This window comes from Pseudomonas sp. Marseille-Q7302, from assembly GCF_965111925.1.
Window position 1 is genome coordinate 4,071,144 of the sequence record NZ_CBCOPK010000001.1, and the last position, 18,479, is coordinate 4,089,622.

Below are 18,479 nucleotides of genomic sequence, written 5' to 3' on the forward strand. Positions count from 1 at the left end.
AGCCATGGCAGTCTTCGATCCGGCTCGCCAGGATGGCTACGCGCCCCTGGCGGGCTACGCTGCCCTTTCCGACGGTCGTTCGGTCGCCCTGGTGGCGCCAGACGGCTCGCTGGACTGGTGGTGCGTGCCCAACATGGACTCCGCCCCACTGTTCGACCGCCTGCTGGACGCCCCCGCTGGCGGTTTCTTCACGATTACCCCGGTTGCCGACTACCGCGTCGAGCGGGCCTATCGCCAGGACAGCAATGTGCTGGAAACCTGCTTCCATACCGCCGATGGCAGCGTGCGCCTGACCGAGTCGCTCAACAGCGGTTCGGCCGGCCGCCTGCCCTGGTGCGAATTGGGTCGCCGGGTCGAGGGCCTGTCCGGACGGGTCGAGCTGCGTATCGAACTGGTGCCCGGCACCCAGGGCCAGACCGTGTCGCCCTGGATGCGCAGCACGCCCAATGGCGAAGTCATGCACGTCGACGGCGTCATGGCGACCCTGCGTTATTGCGAGCGGCTGGAAATCCTCGAATGCGATGACCGCCGACTGGTGGCGCGGCTGGTATTGGAAGCGGGCCAGCGCAGTGTCCTGGCGCTGACCGCGACCGAAAACGAACCTTTGGTAGTGCCTACGCTGGAGGAGGTTGACCAGCGTATCGACCGCAGCGACCAGGCCTGGCGTGAATGGGCCCAGGGTTTCGCCTACCAGGGCGAATTCCTCAGCGAGGTGAAGCGCTCGGCGCTGGCCCTCAAGCTGCTGCTCTACTCGCCCACGGGCGCCATCGTCGCCGCGGCTACCACCTCGCTGCCGGAGCGCATCGGCGGCGACAAGAATTACGAGTATCGCTATGCCTGGGTGCGCGATGCGGTCTTTACCATCAAGGCCTTCTTGCGGCTGGGTGCCCTCGGCGAGGCCCAGGCGGCCCTGGCCTGGATTCAGAACGTCATCCGCCGCCACGGCAATCGCCTCCACACCTGCTTCACCCTGGAAGGCGAACTGGCCCCCGAGGAACGCATCATCCCGGTTCCTGGCTATCGCGACTCCCAGCCAGTGCGCGTCGGCAATCGTGCCAGCGCCCAGTGTCAGCTAAGTCTCTATGGCGATCTGCTGGAGACCTTTCGTCTCTATGCGAGCAAGGGTCATGTGCTGGACTTCGCCACCGCCAGCTTGCTCACCGACCTGGCCAATCTCTGCGCCGATGGCTGGCGGCAACCGGACGCCGGCATGTGGGAGTTGCCCGAGGAGCGCCACTACACCCTGTCCAAGCTGGGCTGCTGGTTCGCCCTGGACCGCGCCGTGACCCTGGCCCGCGATGGCCATATCCCCGACGCCATGTGCGGTCGCTGGGCGCGCGAGCGTGACCGCATCCGCGATTGGGTCAACGAACACTGCTGGAGCGAACGCAAGCAGGCCTACACCTTCTATGCCGGTACCGAGCGGCTGGATGCCGGGCTGCTGCTAGGTATCCGCTTCGGTTTCGACGGCGGCGAACGTTCGGTCAGTACCCTGGCGGCCATCCGCCGCGAGTTGGCCCATGGACCTCTGGTCTATCGCTACAGCGGTGCCGAGCAGGAGGAAGGTGCTTTCCTGGCCTGTTCCTACTGGATGGTCGAGGCCTATGCCGTGCTAGGCGAGGTGGATCAGGCGCGTATCCTGATGCGCGAGGTCCTGGCCGCCAGTCTCAATGGTGTCGGCCTGATGACCGAGATGCGCGATCCCCGTGACGGCGCGGCCCTGGGCAACTTCCCCCAGGGCCTGAGTCATTTGGCCATGGTGCATGCGGCGCTGATCCTGGAAGCACCGGAGCCCGAGGCATGACGGTCCTGGACTTCGACCGACCGGTGGAGGACGTCGCTCGGCAACTGATCGGTGCGACATTCAGGGTCGGAGGCGTGGGCGGCCTTATCGTCGAGACCGAGGCCTACGACGGCGAAGACCCGGCCTCCCACAGCTTTTCCGGCCCCACGCCGCGCAACAAGGCCATGTTCGGTCCGCCCGGGCATGCCTATGTCTATCGCTCCTATGGCATCCATTGGTGCTTCAATCTGGTCTGCCGCGAAACGGGCCACGGTGCCGGCGTCCTGATCCGCGCACTGGAGCCCTTGTGGGGCTTGGAGACCATGCGCGAGCGGCGTGGTGGGCTAGCCGACCGTCTGCTCTGCGCCGGTCCCGGTCGTCTCTGCCAGGCGCTGGGCATCGATGGCAGCCACGATGGCTTGCCGCTGGACGCACCGCCCTTCCAACTGGAGTCAGCTATCGCAGACGTGGTGGTAGTCGAAGGCCCCCGCATTGGCATCACCCGTGCCCGCGAAGTGCCCTGGCGTTTCGGCCTGGCCGGCTCACGCTACCTGAGTCGTGGTTTCGCCACGGCAGCATCGGTACGAAACAACGGCTAGGCTCAAGACAACGGCCACTGCTGTGTTGCTCGCCTGGAGGTCTGATGCGCCCTCGCTACCTGCTGCTTACCCTGCTACTGCCCTCCCTTACCCAGGCCAGCCTGCGCTGTGGGCAGAACCTCGTCGAAGAAGGCGACAGCGTCGAGCAGGTCCTGGCCGCCTGCGGGGCCCCGGCCGAGCGCAAGGTCAATCCCCCTGCCCTGCGCAACAACCAGGTACCCAAATTCAATGCAGCCGAGACCCAATTCTGGACCTATGGCCCGGAAAACGGCGCCTCGCGCCACCTCAGGTTCATCGATGGCAAGCTGGTAGAGATCAGGGTCGAGCGGTAGCGGACGGGAGCTTCCCTCACCCCAACCCTCTCCCAGGGGGAGAGGGGGCAGAGCGGTTCAGGCGTAGGTTGGTTGAGCGCAGCGAAGCCTAACAGCCCCTCACCTGTCAGACCGGAAAAAAAGAACCGCCCGAGGGCGGTTCAAGCGGAGCACGACCTAGGGCCGTGGTTAGAACTTGGCTTCCAGGTCCAGCTGCAGGGTCTTCACGTCCGCATCGTTGCGGAAGCGGCTGGCGGTGTCGGACTCGGCGAGGAAGTAGGTCAGGCCCACGCCGAAGTTCTTGTCGATCTCGTAGCCGAGCTTGAGCTTGTGCCCACGCGCACCGGTCGAGCCGTTGCCGAAGTCGGAGTCGGTGAAGGCGCCCACCACGGCGTTGCGCTGGACATCGCGGTAGTTGTATTCCAGCCCGACCCGCTGCATCAGCTTGGTTTTGGCGCCCACCAGCCAGGCAGTGTCCTCGCCGTCGTCGGCCTTGTCGTTGACCACGTACTGGCCATAGAAGGACAGCGGCACCCACAGCTTGGTCAGGTCCAGCTGGGCGAAGCCCTCGTAGAGCTGGAAGCGGTCGGTGGTGTTGCCATTGACCGCCAGGGCGCAGGGCGCGGTGACCGAACCGGTGGTCGGGCAGGCGCTGTCCTGTTCCTTGTCGTAGGCATAGACACTGCCGCCCACCATCAGCTTGGCGGCATCGCCCAGGTTGAAGCGGCTGCCCAGCTGGCCGGCGTAGAGGCGCAGGTCATGCTTGAATTCATAGCCTTCGCCGTCGACGTTGTCCTTGAGCACATAGTAGCCCGTGCTGCCGAACAGCTCGGCACCCCCTCCCAGGTCGTACTTGTAGGTGCCGGCCAGGCCTTCGGGGTTGATGTCGGCGTCCCAGATGACGTCGCCGGTGCTGACCCACTGCTGGCCCATCTTGCCGCCCACCAGATGCAGATTCGGCACTGCCGTGGGGTGGTAGTCGATGTAGGCCTGATCCAGCCAGAGCTGCTTCTTATTGAAGTAGTTGTTCAGGTCCTGATTGGTGGAGCGGGCGTCGTCGCCACCGCCGGTGGCGATGCGGATGCCAGTGTTCACCTGCGGATTGATCTCGCTGTAGGCACCCAGCCGCGCGCGGATACGCTGGCGGTCACGGTCGCGGCCGTTGTCCGGCTCGCCGCTGATGTCGATGCTCTCGTGGCGCACCCGCACGTCGCCCTTGATCTGGGTCTTGGCGGCCCAGGCCAGCTTCTTCTCGAAGTCGGAGGTCTTCTGCTGCTGGGCAACCTGGGCGGCACGCGCCTGCTGCTCCTGCTGCAGGTCGCCGCGCAATTCGCTGTATTGGGCCGAGGTGATGGAGCCATTGGCCTTGAGCATGTCGAGCAGCTTCTCATCGACAGCGGCACTCGCGGCGGCCGAGCAGGTAGCCAGGAGCACGCCCGAGAACAGCGCCGTGAATCGATAAGGGTTAACAGACATCGGCAGATCTCCTTTCAAGACAATCCAGGCGGTAGTGGCTGGCGGTGCAGCCCGTCACAAAGCTGGGTCAGTCTCGGCAGAAGAGATGTCGTTTTGCTTGCAGGAACATAAAGGTTTTAATTCAAGTCACTGAATCTAAAGCAAAAGTTAACCAAAGATTCATCCGTTCGGACGGCTCCGCTGCGGACCGGGAAGGATGAGGACGACCAGAAGCCCTGGCTCGCCGCTTTTCAGCCGCCATGAAAAAGGCCACTCCAGGGAGTGGCCTTTTTTCGAAACGACACCGTATCAGCCGAAGCGACCGGTGATGTAGTCCTCGGTCTGCTTCTTGTCCGGCTTGGTGAAGATCTTGTCGGTCTTGTCCACCTCGATCAGCTCGCCCAGGTACATGAAGGCAGTGACATCGGAGCAGCGCGCCGCCTGCTGCATGTTGTGGGTGACGATGACCACGGTGAAGTCCTGCTTGAGCTCGGCCAGCAGCTGCTCGATACGCGCGGTGGAGATGGGATCCAGCGCCGAAGTGGGTTCGTCCAGCAACAACACCCGCGGACGCAGGGCGATGGTACGAGCGATGCACAGGCGTTGCTGTTGACCACCGGAGAGCCCCAGGGCGCTCTGATTCAGCTTGTCCTTGACCTCATCCCACAGCGCGGCGCCGCGCAGGGCCTGCTCGACGCGATCCTGCAACTCGACGCGGGAGAGCCGCTCGTGGTGGCGGATACCGTAGGCGACGTTGTCGGCGATGGACATGGGAAAAGGCACCGGCTTCTGGAACACCATGCCGATGGTGCTGCGCAGGCGGCTCAGCGAGTACTTGGGATCGAGGATGTTCTCCCCGTCCATGAGGATCTCGCCGGTCGCTTCCAGCCCCGGGTACTCCGAGTAGATGCGGTTGAAGATGCGCAGCAGCGTGGACTTGCCGCATCCGGAGGGGCCGATGATGGCGGTGATCTGCTTGGCCGCGATGTCCAGGTTGATCGACTTGAGCGCCTGATGGCCCTTGTAACGGAAGCCGACGTCGCGCGCCTGCAGTTCCGGTATCTGCGTCTGCATGGTAGTCACTTGGAATCCCGGTTACGAAAGAAGAAGCGAGAGGAAAGGTTCAGGAACAGCACGAACAGGGTCAGCAGCAAGGCGCCGGCCCAGGCCAGTTGCTGCCAGTTCTCGAACGGACTCATGGCGAACTGGAAGATGGTCACGGGCACGCTGGCCATCGGCTTGAGCAGGTCGGCGCTCCAGTACTGGTTGCCAAAGGCGGTGAACAGCAGCGGCGCGGTCTCGCCGGTGATGCGGGCGATGGACAGCAGCACCCCGGTCACCACGCCGGCGCGGGAGGCGCGCAACAGGACCTGCAGGGTCACCTTCCACTGGGGAATGCCCAGCGCCAAGGCCGCTTCGCGCATGGCCGCGGGCTGCAGCTGCATCATCTCGTCGGTGGTACGGGTCACCACCGGCACCACCAGCATGGCCAGTGCCAGGGCCCCGGCGAAGCCGGAGAAGCCCACGCTGCCGCCAGTGGCCTGATTGAGCGGTACCACCACGGCGGTGTAGATGAACAGACCGATGACGATGGACGGTGCCGACAGCAGGATGTCATTGACGAAGCGCACCACCAGACCGAGCTTGGAATGGCGGGCGTACTCGGCCAGCCAGAGTCCGGCCAGGATGCCGATGGGGGCGCCGATGGCGGTGGCCAGCAGGGTGATCAGCACGCTGCCGAACAAGGCGTTGGCCAGACCACCGTCGGTGGCGCCGGGTGGCGGCGTCATCTCGATGAAGATGGTCGGGCTGAGGGCGGAGAGTCCCTTGAGCAGGGTGGTGCCGAGGATCCAGGTGAGGAAACCCAGGCCGACCACGGCGGCGGCGCTGCCGAAGATCAGCGCGATGCCGTTCTTGATCCGGCGCTTGCGATAGAGATAGGCGTCGATATGCATCAGTTACCTGCCTTGCGCGACAGCTGCGCCAACATCAGACGCGCCGCCAGCAGCACGAAGAAGGTCACCACGAACAACAGGAAGCCCAGGGCGATCAGCGAGGAGCGGTGCAGATCGGTGTAGGCCTCGTTGAATTCGTTGGCGATCACCGAGGCGATGGAGCTGCTTGGCATCATCAGCGACGCGGAGAACTGGTGGGCGTTGCCCAGCACGAAGGTCACCGCCATGGTCTCGCCCAGGGCTCGCCCCAGACCGAGGAAGGCGCCACCGACCACCGCCGAGCGGGTATAGGGCAGTACGATGTCCCAGCAGACTTCCCAGGTCGTTGAACCCAGGGCATAGGCCGACTCCTTGAGCTGGGGCGGCACGCTGCGGAACACCTCGTACATCACCGAGGTGATGAAGGGCAGGATCATGATCGCCAGGATGATGCCGGCGGTGAGCATGCCGATGCCCAGCGGCGGACCCTGGAACAGGATGCCGATGATCGGGATGGCGCCCAGGTAGTCGTTGATGAAGGGCGAGATGTACGCGGCCATGAAGGGGCCGAAGACGAACAGGCCCCACATGCCGTAGATGATCGAGGGAATACCTGCCAGCAGCTCCACCGCCGTGGCCACCGGACCGCGCAGCCAGGTGGGGGCGATTTCCGACAGGAACAGGGCGATGCCGAAGGCGGTGGGCACGGCCAGCAGCAGGGCGATCAGCGAAGTCATCAGGGTGCCGTAGATGGGCACCAGGGCGCCGAATTTCTCGGCACCGACGTCCCATTCGGCGGACGTCAGGAAATCCAGGCCAAAGGTCATGAAGGCCAGGCGGCCACCCCAGAGGGTGGACAGGGCTGCCCCGACCAGCACCGCGAGTACCAGCAGGGCCGCGGAGAACAGCAGGCGCCGGAACCAGGTGTCCGCGCGGGTATCCCGGCGGATGCGCTCTTCCTGAGCGGCCGAAAGGGGAAGGGTTTGATCGGTCATGGCGATTTCCGGTCAGCAGATCGGGATGCGCGAAGCCGCCCGGACCCCTCGCGGGATCCCGGACGGCAGGCGGTCTTGCTTACTTCTTGAAGTCGGAAGCCCAGTAGCCTTCGATCTGCTTGACCAGCGCGTCGGGAACCGGGACGTAGTCCAGTGCCGCGGCGTCCTTCTGGCCGTTTTCCAGGGACCACTTGAAGAAGTCGAAGGCGACCTTGCTGCGCTCTTCGTTCTTCGGCTCCTTGTACATCACGATCCAGGTGGTGGCGGTGATCGGCCAGGCATCGGCGCCCGGAGCGTTGGTCATCAACAGGTTGAAGTCCTTGGCGCTCTTCCAATCGGCGGTAGCGGCAGCGGCCTGGAAGCTCTTGGCGTCAGGCTGCACGAAGTTGCCGGCGGCGTTCTTCAGCTGCACATGGGACATCTTGTTGGTCAGCGCATAGGCGTACTCGACGTAGCCGATGGAGCCCTTGATCTGCTTGACGTAGGCAGCGATACCCTCGTTACCCTTGCCACCCACACCGACCGGCCAGTTGACGGTGGTGCCGAAGTTGAACTTCTCCTTCCACTCCGGGCTGACCTTGGCCAGGTAGTTGGTGAAGTTGTAGGAGGTACCCGAACCGTCCGAACGGCGCACTACGGTGATGGCGCTGGCGGGCAGCTTCATGCCGGGGTTCAGGGCAGCGATGGCCGGATCGTTCCAGGTCTTGACCTCACCCATGAAGATCTTGGCCAGCAGCGGGCCGTCGAGCTTCAGCTTGCCGGGCTCGATGCCTTCCACGTTCACCACCGGCACGATGCCGCCGATGATGGTCGGGAACTGGCCCAGGCCGCCTTTTTGCAGATCCTCGGTGCTCATCGGGGCGTCGGTGGCACCGAAGTCCACGGTGGCCGCCTTGATCTGGGCGATACCGCCGCCAGAACCGATGGATTGGTAGTTGACGCGGTTACCGGTCTTCTCGCTGAAGGTCTGCGACCACTTCGACAGAACGGGATACACGAAGCTCGAACCTGCGCCCGTGACATCCACGGCATGAGCGGCAGTGCTCAGGCAAAAGGCCGACAACAACAGGGAGAGGCTGAACGTGCGTTTCATGGTTGCTCCATTACCTAGTGAGGGCTGGCGCTAGGCTATTGCCGAAATGTGACAATTAAGTGTCAGCGCCATGACGAAACGAGGAAGGCAGAGCGCCAGTATCAGCCCGCTCTGACCGGCTCATGGCTGCTTCCAGGGACACCTCAGGTCGTGTGCTCCTGTGCTCATTCAGCTGCTCGCAGACGACCTCCAGCGATCCTCTGGCGACGCCCTGCCCACGCGTAGAAGGCCGCAGTCGGCTATCGCCGGCATCCTGTGCTGCGGCTAAAGCCCTGTCGCCAAGCGCTATCCAGCTGCCTCGGCCGATTTCAAGCCATACAGGACGGCAGAAGATTTAGCCAAGGCTATATATATTAGAACTATCTACAAGATAGACTTTCTCTATTCGGCTAGGTAAGGTGGCGGCCTCTTTGGGGAGTAGCCTGCTTCCACCACGGTGGAAAGCGTCCTGATCAACATACTCGGCAACCGCCGTGGTCAGGACAGCCAGTCAGGGTTGGCGAGACCAGGGGCATCACCGCGCCGTGCCGGGCGTGCGGGGATGTCTTGTGGATCCGAGCCCGGCCGGCGCTGTCACGATGAACCCCGCTTCCCTGATGTTCCTGGCGTTTGCCATGTCCACCGATGCCTTTGCCGCCGCCGTCGGCAAGGGTGCCAGCCTGCACAAGCCCTGCCTGCGCGAAGCCCTGCGCACCGGTGCCATCTTTGGCGTCATCGAAGCCATCACCCCGGTGATCGGCTGGGCCGTCGGCCTGACCGCCGCCCAGTACGTCCAGCCCTGGGATCACTGGATCGCCTTTACCCTGCTCACCGTGCTGGGCCTGCGCATGATCTGGGCCGGCTTCGGCGCGCCCGACGCGGAAGAAGAAAAACCCCGCCAGCATTCCTTCATGCTGCTCGCGCTCACGGCCGTGGCCACCAGCATCGACGCCCTCGCCGTAGGCGTCGGCCTGGCCTTCATCGACGTCAACATCATCACTGCCGCCCTGGCCATCGGCCTCGCCACCATGGTCATGGTGACCACCGGGGTAATGCTGGGGCGGGTGATGGGCAACCTGGTCGGCAAGCGAGCGGAAATGCTCGGTGGCGTGGTGCTGATCGTGATCGGCGCCGTCATCCTCCACGAGCACCTGACCTCCGTCGCCACCTGATGGCCCGGCTCTGGCGCGGCGCCCTCATCACCCTGGCCGCGAGCCTGCTGGCCGCAATCGGCTTTCTCGCCTGGCAACGCTTCTGGCCAGCCCAGGCCGCCACGGGCTGGCACTACGAAGTGGCCTATCCTGACATCGCCAAGGCCAGCGCCCTGGCCTGGCAGGGCGACGCCCTGCTCGCCGCGGAAGAACTCAAGGATGGCAAGGGCCGCCTGCTGCGCATCGATGCCCAGGGCCGACGCAGCGTGCTTAGCGCGGGCCTGTACAAGCCCGATGGCCTGACGCCCTATCGCAACGGTTTCGCCTATAGCCAGGAAGGCGGCACTCATCCGATCCGCTGGTTCGATGCCGCGGGCAGTCGCGATCTCTTCATAGGTATCAACGCCCAGGGCCTCTGGGTCGAAGGCGAGCACCTCTATGCCGTGGAAGACCGCAAGGGTGAGGGACGCCTGCTGCGCTACGACGCCGCCGACGGCAGCCTGACGGTGCTGCGCGACCACCTGGACGAGGCGGAGTCCTTTACCCGCTGCCCGGACGGCACGGCCTTCTATACCGAGAAATCCCACGGCCTGGTGCGTCAGCTCAGCGACGATGGCCGCGATCCGCCGGCGCTGAGCGAGCTGCGCGAACCGAGCTTTCTGCTCTGCGACCACCGCGGCCTGTGGATCAGCGAAGACTCCACCCACCGCGCCCGGCTGCTGCTCTGGGATCGCCAGTCAGCGCCACGCGCCATCCTGACCTTTCTACGTGCCCCCCAGGCCCTGCTGCCCAAGGGCGACGGTTATCTGCTGGCCGAGGGTGGGCGCGACCGAATCATCGCGCTCTATCCACGCTAGGTTCCGTACTAAAGCCACCTGCGCGCGGTGGCACTTCGTCCTGCACCTAGAGCATGCGCTTGAGGGTATCGTCCCGACGCACCAGGTGATGCCAGAGCGCGGCCAGCACATGCAGCCCGATCACCCAATAGAAGGCCTTGCCCAGCCAGAGGTGCACGCCCTTAAGCGACTGCGCCAGCTCGCGATCCACGGCGAAGGGCGACGGCAGCGCCAGGGTGCTGGAGGGGATCTTCACCTCGCCGATGGTCAGCCAGACGGTGAAGAGGCCCAGTAGCGGCTGGGCCAGCAGGAAGGCATAGAGGGCGTAGTGGGTGAGCCGACTGATCCGCTCAAGGCCTGTGGCCAGCGGCGGCGTGATGGGTGGCACCGGATGGCGCTGGCGTACCCAGAGGCGCGGCACCACCAGGAGCAATACCAGCAATCCCACCCAGAAGTGGCCGAGGGTCACCCACTGGCGCTCCAGGGAGCCACGTTCGAACTGACCGCGGTTGGTGATCAGCACATAGGCCAGCAGCACCAGCAGGGCCATGAGCCAGTGCAGCAGGCGTGCGCTGCGGGCATAGCGAGAAAGGGATGAAGCCGAAGGCATGACGAGGTCCTGATACCGAGATGATAAGGCGCCGGCAGTGTAGCGGCGCCCTAGAGCCAAGGGTAAGACGGCTGCAGCCTCAACCGCAGGGCGCTGCCGAGCTGTCCAGCAGCAGCTTGCTCAGTTGCTGCGGTGGCTGGTGCACCAGCCCGGTGGGCGATTCGCAGACGCGCTGCACGAAATTATCGCTGAACAGCAGCTTGCCATGGACGAAGTGTTCCTCCGGGCGGCGATTGGGATTGTCGATGCGGGTACCCAGGCGCTCCGCCAGCCAACTGCCAGCTTCGTAATGGCTGATCCAGCGCTCGCCCTGCAGACCGGCCAGGGCATTGGCCGGTGCGTCCCGCGCCACCACGATCACTGGCACATCGCTGACCTCGGGCACCAGGTCGTTGTGCCCCCAGTGACCGCCCTCCCCCAGCCGCTGGCCGTGATCGCCCGTGATGATCAGGTAGCGCTCACCCTCCAGGCGGTCGAAGTCGGCGAGGATCTCGGCGAGCAGGCCATCCAGGTAATGCAGCGAATTGTCGTAGGCATTGGCCTGGCCCTCGATGCCGGTGTCCGGCCAGGGGGCTGGCGTGGCCTCGTGCCGGTAGTTCTGCGCATAGGGCAGGTGCGCGGTACGCAGATTGAGCACCACGAAGTTGCGCGGCGCCCAGCGCTGTTCGTCGAGGATAGCCAGCAGGGCACGATCCTGGCGTTGCAGGAAACGCAGCGGATGGTCCTCGCGGGTGATGGACACGTCCAGATAGCGACTGCCCAGGTGCGCCAGCAACTTGGATTCCTGGGACGACAGCCAGTGGGTGCGAAAGCCGGCGGCCTGGGCGAAGCGGAACAGGTTGATCTCGCCGGTGCGCAATCGCTGGTCCTGGCCCGGCTCGCGGATGGGATTCAATAGATAGGGCAGGCTGACGTCGGTGGCCACCCCTGCCGCTACCCCGGGCCGGATCAGCGCCTGGGGATTGCCCGCCAGATAGGCCGATAGCTTCGGGGTGGTATTGCGATGGTAACCGAAGGCGCCCAGGCGATCGCTGCGCAGGGAATCGGCCACCACCAGCCAGACATGTCGCGCGGTGCTGGGCACCTGGACGAGGTCATAGGGCGCATAGGCCGTGGGCGGCAGGGTCACCTCGCTACGCCCGGCCAGACGCACCGCCCAGGCGGAAAAGGCATTGAGGCTGTTGTGCAGGCCGCTGCGACTGGGGCTGGGCACGAAGGCGTCGAGATTGCGGTAGGTGGCGCGATAGGGCTTGGACAGCAGCACCGCGGCGATCAGGACCAGCGCCCAGCGACTGGCGGGCAGCGACACCCGGCCCGGCAGGTACAGATGCAGGGCGATCAGCAGACCATAGGGCAGCCCCACGCACAGCAGCACCGGCCAGTGCTCGGGCAGGCTGACCCAGAGTGTCTGCCGGACCTCGGTGGTATCGCCCAGCAGCGCCTGGATATCGATGGCACTGAGCGGCTCGCCGAAAAAGCTCAGGTTGCCCAGCTGCAGCAGCTGCATCAGGGCGAACAGCAGCAGGAGGGCAGCCGCCAGGCGCGGCAGGTTGCACAGCCACAACGCCAGGCTGAACACCCAGAGCGCCGCGACATAGCCCGCTTCCAGTTCGGCGCGGTTGTTCGGAGTGAAGAGCTGCTGGAGGAAGTCGTCGGCCAGCAACAGCAGGCCACTCAGGCTGCTCAAGGCCAACAGGTTGCACCAGGGTCGCCAACCTCGGGCCTGGGGATGAGTGCGCGCAGCGAGCAGCATCAGGGCACCCTGCGCGAGGGCATGGATAGGCAGCGGCGAACGAACATGGCGGGCTCCGGCGACAGGAAGCCGCCACCCTGGAGGGCGAACCTTAATGGAGTCTTAGTGGCTCATCCGCGGTTACAGATGACCGCTCGGTCATCCGGCAGGTCAGGCCAGCTTGACCCTGAAGTCACTTCAGGCTTCAGGATGGTCAGATAGAGAGGCGCTTGCACGCCTCGCCTTCTTTTCAGCCGGAGACCTAGAGATGAGTGGCTCCACCCGTCACCACGATCACGATCACGATCACGATCACGATCATCAGCATGGCCACGAGCACGGCCATGGTCACTCCCATGCCCCGCGGGTAACCGCCGACAACGAGCGCAAGCTCAAGCTGGTCTTCTGTCTGACCTTCGGCTACGCCATCGTCCAGGCCGTGGGTGGCTGGTGGTCCGGCTCCCTGGCGCTGATCGCCGACTCGGGGCACATGGTCTCGGATGCCGCCGCCCTGCTGCTGGCGCTGGTGGCCTACCGGGTGGCGGCCAAGGCCGCCAATGCCCGCTTCACCTATGGCTTCCACCGGGTGCGCATCCTCGCGGCCCTGACCAATGGCGTCGCCCTGCTGCTGCTGGTCCTGTGGATCGGCTGGGAAGCGATCATGCGATTGCGCGAGCCCACCGAGGTCTTGTCCGGCCCCATGCTGGTGGTGGCGGTGATCGGCCTGGTGGTCAACATCGTCGGCTTCCTGGCGCTGAACGGCGGACACAAGGACGACAGCAATCTACGCGGTGCCCTGCTGCACGTGGCCGGCGACCTGCTGGGGTCGGTAGGCGCCATCGTCGCCGCCCTGGGCATCCTCTGGACTGGCTGGACCTGGCTGGATCCGGCGCTGTCGATCCTGGTCGCCCTGCTCATCGTCAAATCGGCCTGGACCCTGGTGCGTGACGCTGGTGCCGTCCTGCTGCAGGCGGCGCCGCGGGAATTCGACACCGCTGGCGCCACGGCAGAGGTGCGCGCCCTGCCGGAGGTGGCCGAGGTGGGCCACCTGCACGTCTGGACCCTGACCGACGAAACCCGCATCGCCACTCTGCACATCACCCCGGCGCCGGGCAGCGATCCGCTGCGGTTGCCGACTCTGGTGGGTGAGCTGCTGCGCAGTCGTCATGGCCTGCAGCACGTGACGGTGCAGGTGGATCCGCCGGGTACCCTCGACGGGCACTGCGCTTAGTCGCGTGGGGAGGCCTCATCCAGCGGGCGGCGGCGACCGGTCAGCATCGACAGCGGCAGGTTGTCGCGAATCCTCAGGCTTTCCACCACCGCCGCCAGGGCGTGCAGGCAGACCAGGGCCAGCAGGCCATTGGCAAAGAGCGCGTGCAGGTCTTCGGGCCAGTCGGCGCCCCAGAGGGCATCGACCTCGTGCATGAGGAAACCGGTCACGCCCAGGCCGCCAATGGCGACCATCATCAGCAGCATCACCAGGGCGCCCAGGGGCGAATGGCCGAGGCGATGATGGGGCCGCCCCTGCCAGAGATCACGCAGATGAGCGCCAAGCCGGGCGCGAGTCGGCCAGAAGTCGCTCCAGCGCGCGCTGCGCGGGCCGACGAAGCCCCAGACCAGCCGCACCAGCAGCCAGGCACTGGCGTAGTAGCCGATCCAGCGGTGCCAGAAGGCGCCCTTCTCGTTGAAGAAATAGTTAGCGAAGAAGGCGGCGGCGACCGACAGGTGGAACAGCCGTACCAGGGGGTCCCAGAGCCGCACGGTCGCCGTCTTCATCAGCTGCCGATCTCGCTCTTGACCGCCTTGCCGCTCACCGGGTCGTGATAGATCTCGACCTTGCGCTTGTCCTTGTCGAAGCCGTAGATCTCGTAGCAGTTGCCCTTGGTGATCTTGAATTTCTTGATCTCGTAGCCCTGGTCACGCAGCTGCGCCTGGAATTTCTCGGCGTCTTGCCAGGTGGACTTGTCCGCCTGGGTGCACTGGGGTTCGGCGGCAAGGGCCAGGGGACTTGCGAACAGCAACGGCAGCAGCAGGCGGCGCATGGCGACACTCCTCGTGGTTGGAGTGGCCAGACTCGACGCCGAAGCTTAATGCAATCTTAGGATGCAACGCCCGGTAACAGATGCGCCTGCCGCTTCGCCAGGACGCCGGCGATGATGGCGGGCTAGAGGCATAGCGGAGAGGAACGCGGCCGTGCGAGTACTGCTGGTGGAAGACGATGCGGCCCTGGCCCAGGGCATCCGCATGGCCCTGCGCGGCGAGGGCTATACCCTGGACTGGGTGGCCGACGGCCTGGCCGCCGAGCACGCCCTGGCGCTCGAGCGTTTCGATCTGGTGCTGCTGGACCTGGGCCTGCCGCGCCTCGACGGCCTCGACCTGCTGCGCCGCCTGCGCAGCCAGCCTGACAGTCAGGTGCCGGTACTGGTGCTCACCTCCCGCGACGCCAAGGCCGATCGCATCCAGGGCCTGGATGCCGGCGCCGACGACTACCTGGTCAAGCCGTGCGACCTGGACGAGCTCAAAGCACGTATCCGCGCCCTGATCCGTCGCAGCTGCGGCCGGGCGCACCCCTTGCTGGAGCACGCCGGCATCAGCCTCGATCCGGCCAGCCAGGTGGTGCACTATCGCGGCGCCGAGGTGGTGATGACGCCCATGGAGTACCAGCTGCTGCATCTGCTGCTGTTGCGGCCGGGCGCCGTCATCACCCGCGAGCGGCTGAGCAACGCCCTCTATGGCTGGCAGGAAGCGGCCTCGGGCAATACTCTTGAAGTGCTCATCCACAACCTGCGCAAGAAGCTCGACAGCGGGTTGATCCGCACCGTACGCGGTGTGGGCTATCTGCTGGAGCGCCAGCCGTGATCGCCATCCGCACCCGCATCCTCGCCCCTACCCTGGCCCTGGTGCTGGCAGGCAGCCTGGTCCTCGCCCTGTTGGCGCTGCGCGACAGTCACCGCGAGATCGAGGGCATCTACGACGCCCAGCTGGTACAGGGCGCGCGGCTACTGGAAGGGCTGCTGCAGGCCGGCCTTCCAGCGGCGGATACCGGGCCCGAACTGGTCAGGGTGTTCGACCGGGCCATGCAACCCCGTCCCGGCAACGTGCCGGCGCACCCCTACGAGAACCAGCTGACCTTTCAGGTCTGGACCGCCGACGGCCAGTTGCTGGTTCGTTCCGGCAACGCGCCGCGGCTGGCCGAGGTGCCGCCCGAGGGGCTGCACGAGGTGTTCGAGAACGGTCGCGAGTGGTGCGGGATGCTGGTGCGGACCGCCGACAGCGGCCTGCGCATCTGGGTCGGTGAGCGCGAGGATCTGCGCCAGGACCTGATCCAGCGCATCGTCAGCCATACCCTCTGGCCGACCCTGGTGGGCCTGCCGCTGCTGGTGGGGGTGCTCTGGCTGCTGCTGGGTTGGGGATTGCGGCCCCTGCAGGATTTCGCCCGCGGCCTGCGCGAACGCGATCCGCACAGCCTGGCGCCACTGCCCGAGGCGACGCTGCCGCCGGAACTGCAACCCATGCGAGGCGCCCTGGATCATCTGCTCGCCCAGTTGCGCACCCTGCTCGATCGCGAGCGCCGCTTCATCGCCGATGCCGCTCACGAATTGCGCACGCCCCTGGCGATCCTCGATTTGCACGCGCAGAACGCCCAACGCGCCGAGACGCCCGAGGAGCGCGAGGAAGCCCTGGGCTATCTGCGCCAGGGCGTCAGCCGGGCCACCCGCCTGGCCAGCCAGCTGCTGACCCTGGCGCGGCTGGAGCCGGGCGCCGCCCAGGTCCAGCCGCTGGCCCTGGAACCCCTGGTGCGCGAAGAACTGGCGGAATTGACGCCGCTGGCGCTGGAGCGGCAGGTGGAGCTGGTGCTGGCGGCCCAGGCCGGGCCAGCGGTGCTCGGTGATCCGGACGCCATCGCCATCGCCCTGCAGAACCTGGTGACCAACGCCCTGGCCTTCGCACCAGCCGGCAGCACGGTGGAGGTGGGCATCGAAGCCAGCCAGGACGACGGGGTCCTGCTGCGGGTGGAGGATCACGGCCCCGGGGTGGACGAGTCCGACCTGGCGCGGCTGTGCGATCGCTTCTACAGCGCCGGCAATCCCCAGGGCGCCGGGCTGGGGCTGGCCATCGTCGAGACCATCACCCGCCGCCTGGGCGGCATCCTGAGGTTCAGCAACCGAGCACGGGGCGGCTTCTGCGTGGAGCTGCACCTGCCACGCGCGGTCTAGGCCTGCTGGTAGCCAGCCACCTTGGCCGGCTGCGCGGGCCGGGTCAGGCGCAGGCCAAGACCCATCAGCAGCACCACACCCACCGCCATCAGCAGCCAGGCGTTGGCCAGGCTGTCCAGGTAGTCGCGCAGGATGCCGGCGGCCAGGGGCGCCAGGCTGGCGATGAGATAGCCGCCGCCCTGGACGAAACCGAGCAGTGCACCGGCCTCGGCCGGGTCGCGGACCTTGTCCATCGCCAGGATCAGCGACAGCGGAAACAGCGCGCCGATGCCCAGGCCGAGCAGGATGGCGGTGGGCACCGCCAGTTGCAGCGGCGCCAGGGCCAGGCACAGCAAGCCGATCAGCACCACGCCGAGTACGCCCAGCACCAGCGGACGGCGATTGCGCAGCCGGGCGATGGTGGCCGACAGCAGGAGACCGGCGCTGACCTCGGCCAGACTCACGCCGCCCAGCAGCAGACCGCTGTCGGCCGGTTGCCAGCCGAGACCGGTGTAGTACGGCGGCAGCCAGGCCAGCACCAGGGTGTAGGCCGCAGTGCCGATGCCAAAGAAGGCCAGTAGCAGCCAACCCTGGCGCTGACGCCAGGGTTGGGCGCGGGGGGTGATGGTCTGCGCCGGCGCATCGGGGCGCGCCAGGGCCAGCCAGGTGCCGAGGGCGAGCAGCACCGGCAGGGTCCAGAGCGCCAGGCCCTGGGCCCAGCCCCAGTGCTCGGCCAGGGGCGCCGCACTGGCCGCCGCCACCGCGGCACCGCCCATGATGCCGGTGGTGTAGAGGCCCATCAGGGTGCTGGTACGTTGCGGATAGCAGCGGCGGATATAGGCCGGGATCAGCGCCTGTACCAGGGCGATGCCAACGCCACCCAGGCCGGCGGTGAGGATCAGCCCCAGGCCGCTCGGCTCCTCCCAGCGCAAGGCATTGGCCAGGGCCAGCAGCAACAGGCCCAGGGCGATGCCACGGCGCTCACCGAGCCAGGCCTACAAGCGGGCACCGCCCAGGGCGCAGAGCCCATGGCGGCGATGGGCAGCGTGGTGAGGGCCCCGGCGCCGCTGCCTTCCAGACCGGTCGCGGCCTGGATGCCATCCAGCAGCGGACCGATGGCGGCCAGGATCGGCCGCAGGTTGAGGCCGACCAGCAGCACGAGCAGTACGGCGAGGAAGGCATCCTGGCGCGGCGCGGGCGTAGTCGGGGATGATGATGACGCGGAAAGCATGGACAATCTCCAGAGTGACGCGATATTTCTCTTGATGAGAAGTATCTTAACATCAAGATATATTCGCGAGGTAATCCGATGGCCGATCGCGCCGAATTCGCCGTGGACCAGTGGCACCGGGAACGCCCCGACCTGGACGCCCTGCCCATGCGCCTGGTCGGTCGTCTCGGCGAAGTCGCCCAGGTGCTCAATCGCGATGTCCTGCAGCCCTTCTTCGACGAGCATCGGCTGCACTATGGCGAGTTCGATGTGCTGGCCACCCTGAGGCGCGCTGGCGAGCCCTATGCCCTGAGCCCGACGGTGCTCTATGAGTCGGCCATGATCTCCTCGGGCGGCATGACCAATCGCCTCGACCGCCTGGAGCGCGCAGGCCTGATCGAGCGCCGCAAGAATCCCGAGGACCGCCGCAGCACCCTGGTGGCGCTCACCGCCGCGGGCTTCGCCCTGATCGACGGCCTGATGGCCGCCCATGTCGACAACGAACGCTGCGCCCTGGCTACCCTCAGCGAGGCCGAGCAGCAGCAGCTGGATGCCTTGCTGGGCAAATGGCTGGCCGGCCGCGCGCCGTCCTGAC

Annotated in this window: 20 protein-coding genes and 1 riboswitch; of the genes, 9 read left to right on the forward strand and 11 right to left on the reverse strand. The window is 66.1% G+C overall.

The features are described from left to right. Positions 1 to 4: 4 nt before the first annotated feature. From ACWPW1_RS18985 to ACWPW1_RS18995, 3 genes are read left to right on the forward strand one after another with little or no spacing between them, the layout of a single operon-like run. Complete coding sequence (locus ACWPW1_RS18985; RefSeq protein WP_454253681.1) at positions 5 to 1,804, forward strand: glycoside hydrolase family 15 protein; 1,800 nt, start codon at positions 5 to 7, stop codon at positions 1,802 to 1,804. Further along, on the forward strand, positions 1,801 to 2,382 hold the full coding sequence (locus ACWPW1_RS18990) for a DNA-3-methyladenine glycosylase (protein WP_454253682.1): 582 nt from the start codon (positions 1,801 to 1,803) through the stop codon (positions 2,380 to 2,382). The genes ACWPW1_RS18985 and ACWPW1_RS18990 overlap by 4 nt, the downstream gene beginning before the upstream one ends. A gap of 44 nt (positions 2,383 to 2,426) precedes the next feature. Then, entirely contained in the window at positions 2,427 to 2,714 is a 288-nt protein-coding gene (locus ACWPW1_RS18995) for a DUF2845 domain-containing protein (protein WP_454253683.1), read from the forward strand. A gap of 168 nt (positions 2,715 to 2,882) precedes the next feature. Here ACWPW1_RS18995 and ACWPW1_RS19000 read toward each other — a convergent pair whose 3' ends face one another. The 5 genes from ACWPW1_RS19000 to pstS all read right to left on the reverse strand — a co-directional run bounded on the left by ACWPW1_RS19000 (position 2,883) and on the right by pstS (position 8,170). Beyond that, on the reverse strand, positions 2,883 to 4,169 hold the full coding sequence (locus tag ACWPW1_RS19000; RefSeq protein ID WP_454253684.1) for a putative porin: 1,287 nt from the start codon (positions 4,167 to 4,169) through the stop codon (positions 2,883 to 2,885). Between the two features lie 288 nt (positions 4,170 to 4,457). Next, complete coding sequence (pstB, locus tag ACWPW1_RS19005) at positions 4,458 to 5,222, reverse strand: phosphate ABC transporter ATP-binding protein PstB (RefSeq protein ID WP_059316941.1); 765 nt, start codon at positions 5,220 to 5,222, stop codon at positions 4,458 to 4,460. 5 nt (positions 5,223 to 5,227) lie between these two features. Continuing rightward, entirely contained in the window at positions 5,228 to 6,103 is an 876-nt protein-coding gene (gene pstA / locus ACWPW1_RS19010) for a phosphate ABC transporter permease PstA (protein ID WP_059316152.1), read from the reverse strand. Then, the gene (gene pstC / locus ACWPW1_RS19015; protein WP_059316153.1) at positions 6,103 to 7,077 is read right to left on the reverse strand and encodes a phosphate ABC transporter permease subunit PstC; all 975 of its coding nucleotides are present in this window, start codon (positions 7,075 to 7,077) and stop codon (positions 6,103 to 6,105) included. The genes pstA and pstC overlap by 1 nt, the downstream gene beginning before the upstream one ends. A gap of 79 nt (positions 7,078 to 7,156) precedes the next feature. After that, positions 7,157 to 8,170: a phosphate ABC transporter substrate-binding protein PstS gene (pstS, locus tag ACWPW1_RS19020; RefSeq protein ID WP_271652990.1), complete on the reverse strand. Its 1,014-nt coding sequence runs from the start codon at positions 8,168 to 8,170 to the stop codon at positions 7,157 to 7,159. Positions 8,171 to 8,575: 405 nt separating this feature from the next. Then, positions 8,576 to 8,744: riboswitch (yybP-ykoY riboswitch) on the forward strand. Between the two features lie 4 nt (positions 8,745 to 8,748). On the opposite strand from pstS, the gene mntP reads away from it, so the two are divergent. Continuing rightward, positions 8,749 to 9,321: a manganese efflux pump MntP gene (gene mntP, locus ACWPW1_RS19025; protein WP_271652991.1), complete on the forward strand. Its 573-nt coding sequence runs from the start codon at positions 8,749 to 8,751 to the stop codon at positions 9,319 to 9,321. Further along, positions 9,321 to 10,157, forward strand: a complete 837-nt coding sequence (locus tag ACWPW1_RS19030) for a hypothetical protein (protein ID WP_454253685.1) — start codon at positions 9,321 to 9,323, stop codon at positions 10,155 to 10,157. The genes mntP and ACWPW1_RS19030 overlap by 1 nt, the downstream gene beginning before the upstream one ends. Before the next feature lie 46 nt (positions 10,158 to 10,203). Here ACWPW1_RS19030 and ACWPW1_RS19035 read toward each other — a convergent pair whose 3' ends face one another. Beyond that, positions 10,204 to 10,746: a cytochrome b gene (locus ACWPW1_RS19035; protein WP_454253686.1), complete on the reverse strand. Its 543-nt coding sequence runs from the start codon at positions 10,744 to 10,746 to the stop codon at positions 10,204 to 10,206. A 79-nt stretch (positions 10,747 to 10,825) separates the two neighbouring features. Next, positions 10,826 to 12,499, reverse strand: coding sequence for a phosphoethanolamine transferase (locus ACWPW1_RS19040; protein ID WP_454253687.1), 1,674 nt, complete (start codon positions 12,497 to 12,499; stop codon positions 10,826 to 10,828). A 247-nt stretch (positions 12,500 to 12,746) separates the two neighbouring features. On the opposite strand from ACWPW1_RS19040, the gene ACWPW1_RS19045 reads away from it, so the two are divergent. Beyond that, the gene (locus ACWPW1_RS19045; protein WP_454253688.1) at positions 12,747 to 13,709 is read left to right on the forward strand and encodes a cation diffusion facilitator family transporter; all 963 of its coding nucleotides are present in this window, start codon (positions 12,747 to 12,749) and stop codon (positions 13,707 to 13,709) included. Here ACWPW1_RS19045 and ACWPW1_RS19050 read toward each other — a convergent pair. After that, a complete protein-coding gene (locus ACWPW1_RS19050; RefSeq protein ID WP_454253689.1) occupies positions 13,706 to 14,254 on the reverse strand; it encodes a cytochrome b/b6 domain-containing protein in 549 nt (182 codons plus the stop codon). The two genes, ACWPW1_RS19045 and ACWPW1_RS19050, sit on opposite strands and share 4 nt — an antisense overlap. Beyond that, the gene (locus ACWPW1_RS19055) at positions 14,254 to 14,520 is read right to left on the reverse strand and encodes a PepSY domain-containing protein (protein WP_133861367.1); all 267 of its coding nucleotides are present in this window, start codon (positions 14,518 to 14,520) and stop codon (positions 14,254 to 14,256) included. Before ACWPW1_RS19055 ends, ACWPW1_RS19050 begins: the two co-directional genes overlap by 1 nt. A 151-nt stretch (positions 14,521 to 14,671) precedes the next feature. Between ACWPW1_RS19055 and ACWPW1_RS19060 the strand changes: the two genes are divergently transcribed. Both ACWPW1_RS19060 and ACWPW1_RS19065 read left to right on the forward strand, forming a co-directional pair. Continuing rightward, a complete protein-coding gene (locus ACWPW1_RS19060) occupies positions 14,672 to 15,337 on the forward strand; it encodes a response regulator (protein WP_454253690.1) in 666 nt (221 codons plus the stop codon). Beyond that, a complete protein-coding gene (locus ACWPW1_RS19065) occupies positions 15,334 to 16,695 on the forward strand; it encodes an ATP-binding protein (RefSeq protein WP_454253691.1) in 1,362 nt (453 codons plus the stop codon). Before ACWPW1_RS19060 ends, ACWPW1_RS19065 begins: the two co-directional genes overlap by 4 nt. Here the strand turns inward: ACWPW1_RS19065 and ACWPW1_RS19070 are convergent. Then, positions 16,692 to 17,630, reverse strand: a complete 939-nt coding sequence (locus ACWPW1_RS19070) for an MFS transporter (protein WP_454253692.1) — start codon at positions 17,628 to 17,630, stop codon at positions 16,692 to 16,694. The two genes, ACWPW1_RS19065 and ACWPW1_RS19070, sit on opposite strands and share 4 nt — an antisense overlap. Next, positions 17,573 to 17,905 carry a hypothetical protein gene (locus ACWPW1_RS19075; RefSeq protein WP_454253693.1) on the reverse strand — a complete coding sequence of 111 codons (333 nt, stop codon included), beginning with the start codon at positions 17,903 to 17,905 and terminating at the stop codon, positions 17,573 to 17,575. Before ACWPW1_RS19075 ends, ACWPW1_RS19070 begins: the two co-directional genes overlap by 58 nt. Before the next feature lie 78 nt (positions 17,906 to 17,983). On the opposite strand from ACWPW1_RS19075, the gene ACWPW1_RS19080 reads away from it, so the two are divergent. Further along, complete coding sequence (locus ACWPW1_RS19080) at positions 17,984 to 18,478, forward strand: MarR family winged helix-turn-helix transcriptional regulator (RefSeq protein WP_454253694.1); 495 nt, start codon at positions 17,984 to 17,986, stop codon at positions 18,476 to 18,478. Position 18,479: the final 1 nt, after the last annotated feature.

What these genes read in the sequence shown, in the direction of transcription:
- ACWPW1_RS18985 (WP_454253681.1), top strand. Translation starts at nt 5, where the DNA reads ATGGCAGTCTTCGATCCGGCTCGCCAGGATGGCTACGCGCCCCTGGCG.
- ACWPW1_RS18990 (WP_454253682.1), top strand. Translation starts at nt 1,801, where the DNA reads ATGACGGTCCTGGACTTCGACCGACCGGTGGAGGACGTCGCTCGGCAA.
- ACWPW1_RS18995 (WP_454253683.1), top strand. Translation starts at nt 2,427, where the DNA reads ATGCGCCCTCGCTACCTGCTGCTTACCCTGCTACTGCCCTCCCTTACC.
- ACWPW1_RS19000 (WP_454253684.1), bottom strand. Translation starts at nt 4,169, where the DNA reads ATGTCTGTTAACCCTTATCGATTCACGGCGCTGTTCTCGGGCGTGCTC.
- pstB (WP_059316941.1), bottom strand. Translation starts at nt 5,222, where the DNA reads ATGCAGACGCAGATACCGGAACTGCAGGCGCGCGACGTCGGCTTCCGT.
- pstA (WP_059316152.1), bottom strand. Translation starts at nt 6,103, where the DNA reads ATGCATATCGACGCCTATCTCTATCGCAAGCGCCGGATCAAGAACGGC.
- pstC (WP_059316153.1), bottom strand. Translation starts at nt 7,077, where the DNA reads ATGACCGATCAAACCCTTCCCCTTTCGGCCGCTCAGGAAGAGCGCATC.
- pstS (WP_271652990.1), bottom strand. Translation starts at nt 8,170, where the DNA reads ATGAAACGCACGTTCAGCCTCTCCCTGTTGTTGTCGGCCTTTTGCCTG.
- mntP (WP_271652991.1), top strand. Translation starts at nt 8,749, where the DNA reads ATGAACCCCGCTTCCCTGATGTTCCTGGCGTTTGCCATGTCCACCGAT.
- ACWPW1_RS19030 (WP_454253685.1), top strand. Translation starts at nt 9,321, where the DNA reads ATGGCCCGGCTCTGGCGCGGCGCCCTCATCACCCTGGCCGCGAGCCTG.
- ACWPW1_RS19035 (WP_454253686.1), bottom strand. Translation starts at nt 10,746, where the DNA reads ATGCCTTCGGCTTCATCCCTTTCTCGCTATGCCCGCAGCGCACGCCTG.
- ACWPW1_RS19040 (WP_454253687.1), bottom strand. Translation starts at nt 12,499, where the DNA reads ATGCTGCTCGCTGCGCGCACTCATCCCCAGGCCCGAGGTTGGCGACCC.
- ACWPW1_RS19045 (WP_454253688.1), top strand. Translation starts at nt 12,747, where the DNA reads ATGAGTGGCTCCACCCGTCACCACGATCACGATCACGATCACGATCAC.
- ACWPW1_RS19050 (WP_454253689.1), bottom strand. Translation starts at nt 14,254, where the DNA reads ATGAAGACGGCGACCGTGCGGCTCTGGGACCCCCTGGTACGGCTGTTC.
- ACWPW1_RS19055 (WP_133861367.1), bottom strand. Translation starts at nt 14,520, where the DNA reads ATGCGCCGCCTGCTGCTGCCGTTGCTGTTCGCAAGTCCCCTGGCCCTT.
- ACWPW1_RS19075 (WP_454253693.1), bottom strand. Translation starts at nt 17,905, where the DNA reads ATGCTTTCCGCGTCATCATCATCCCCGACTACGCCCGCGCCGCGCCAG.
- ACWPW1_RS19080 (WP_454253694.1), top strand. Translation starts at nt 17,984, where the DNA reads ATGGCCGATCGCGCCGAATTCGCCGTGGACCAGTGGCACCGGGAACGC.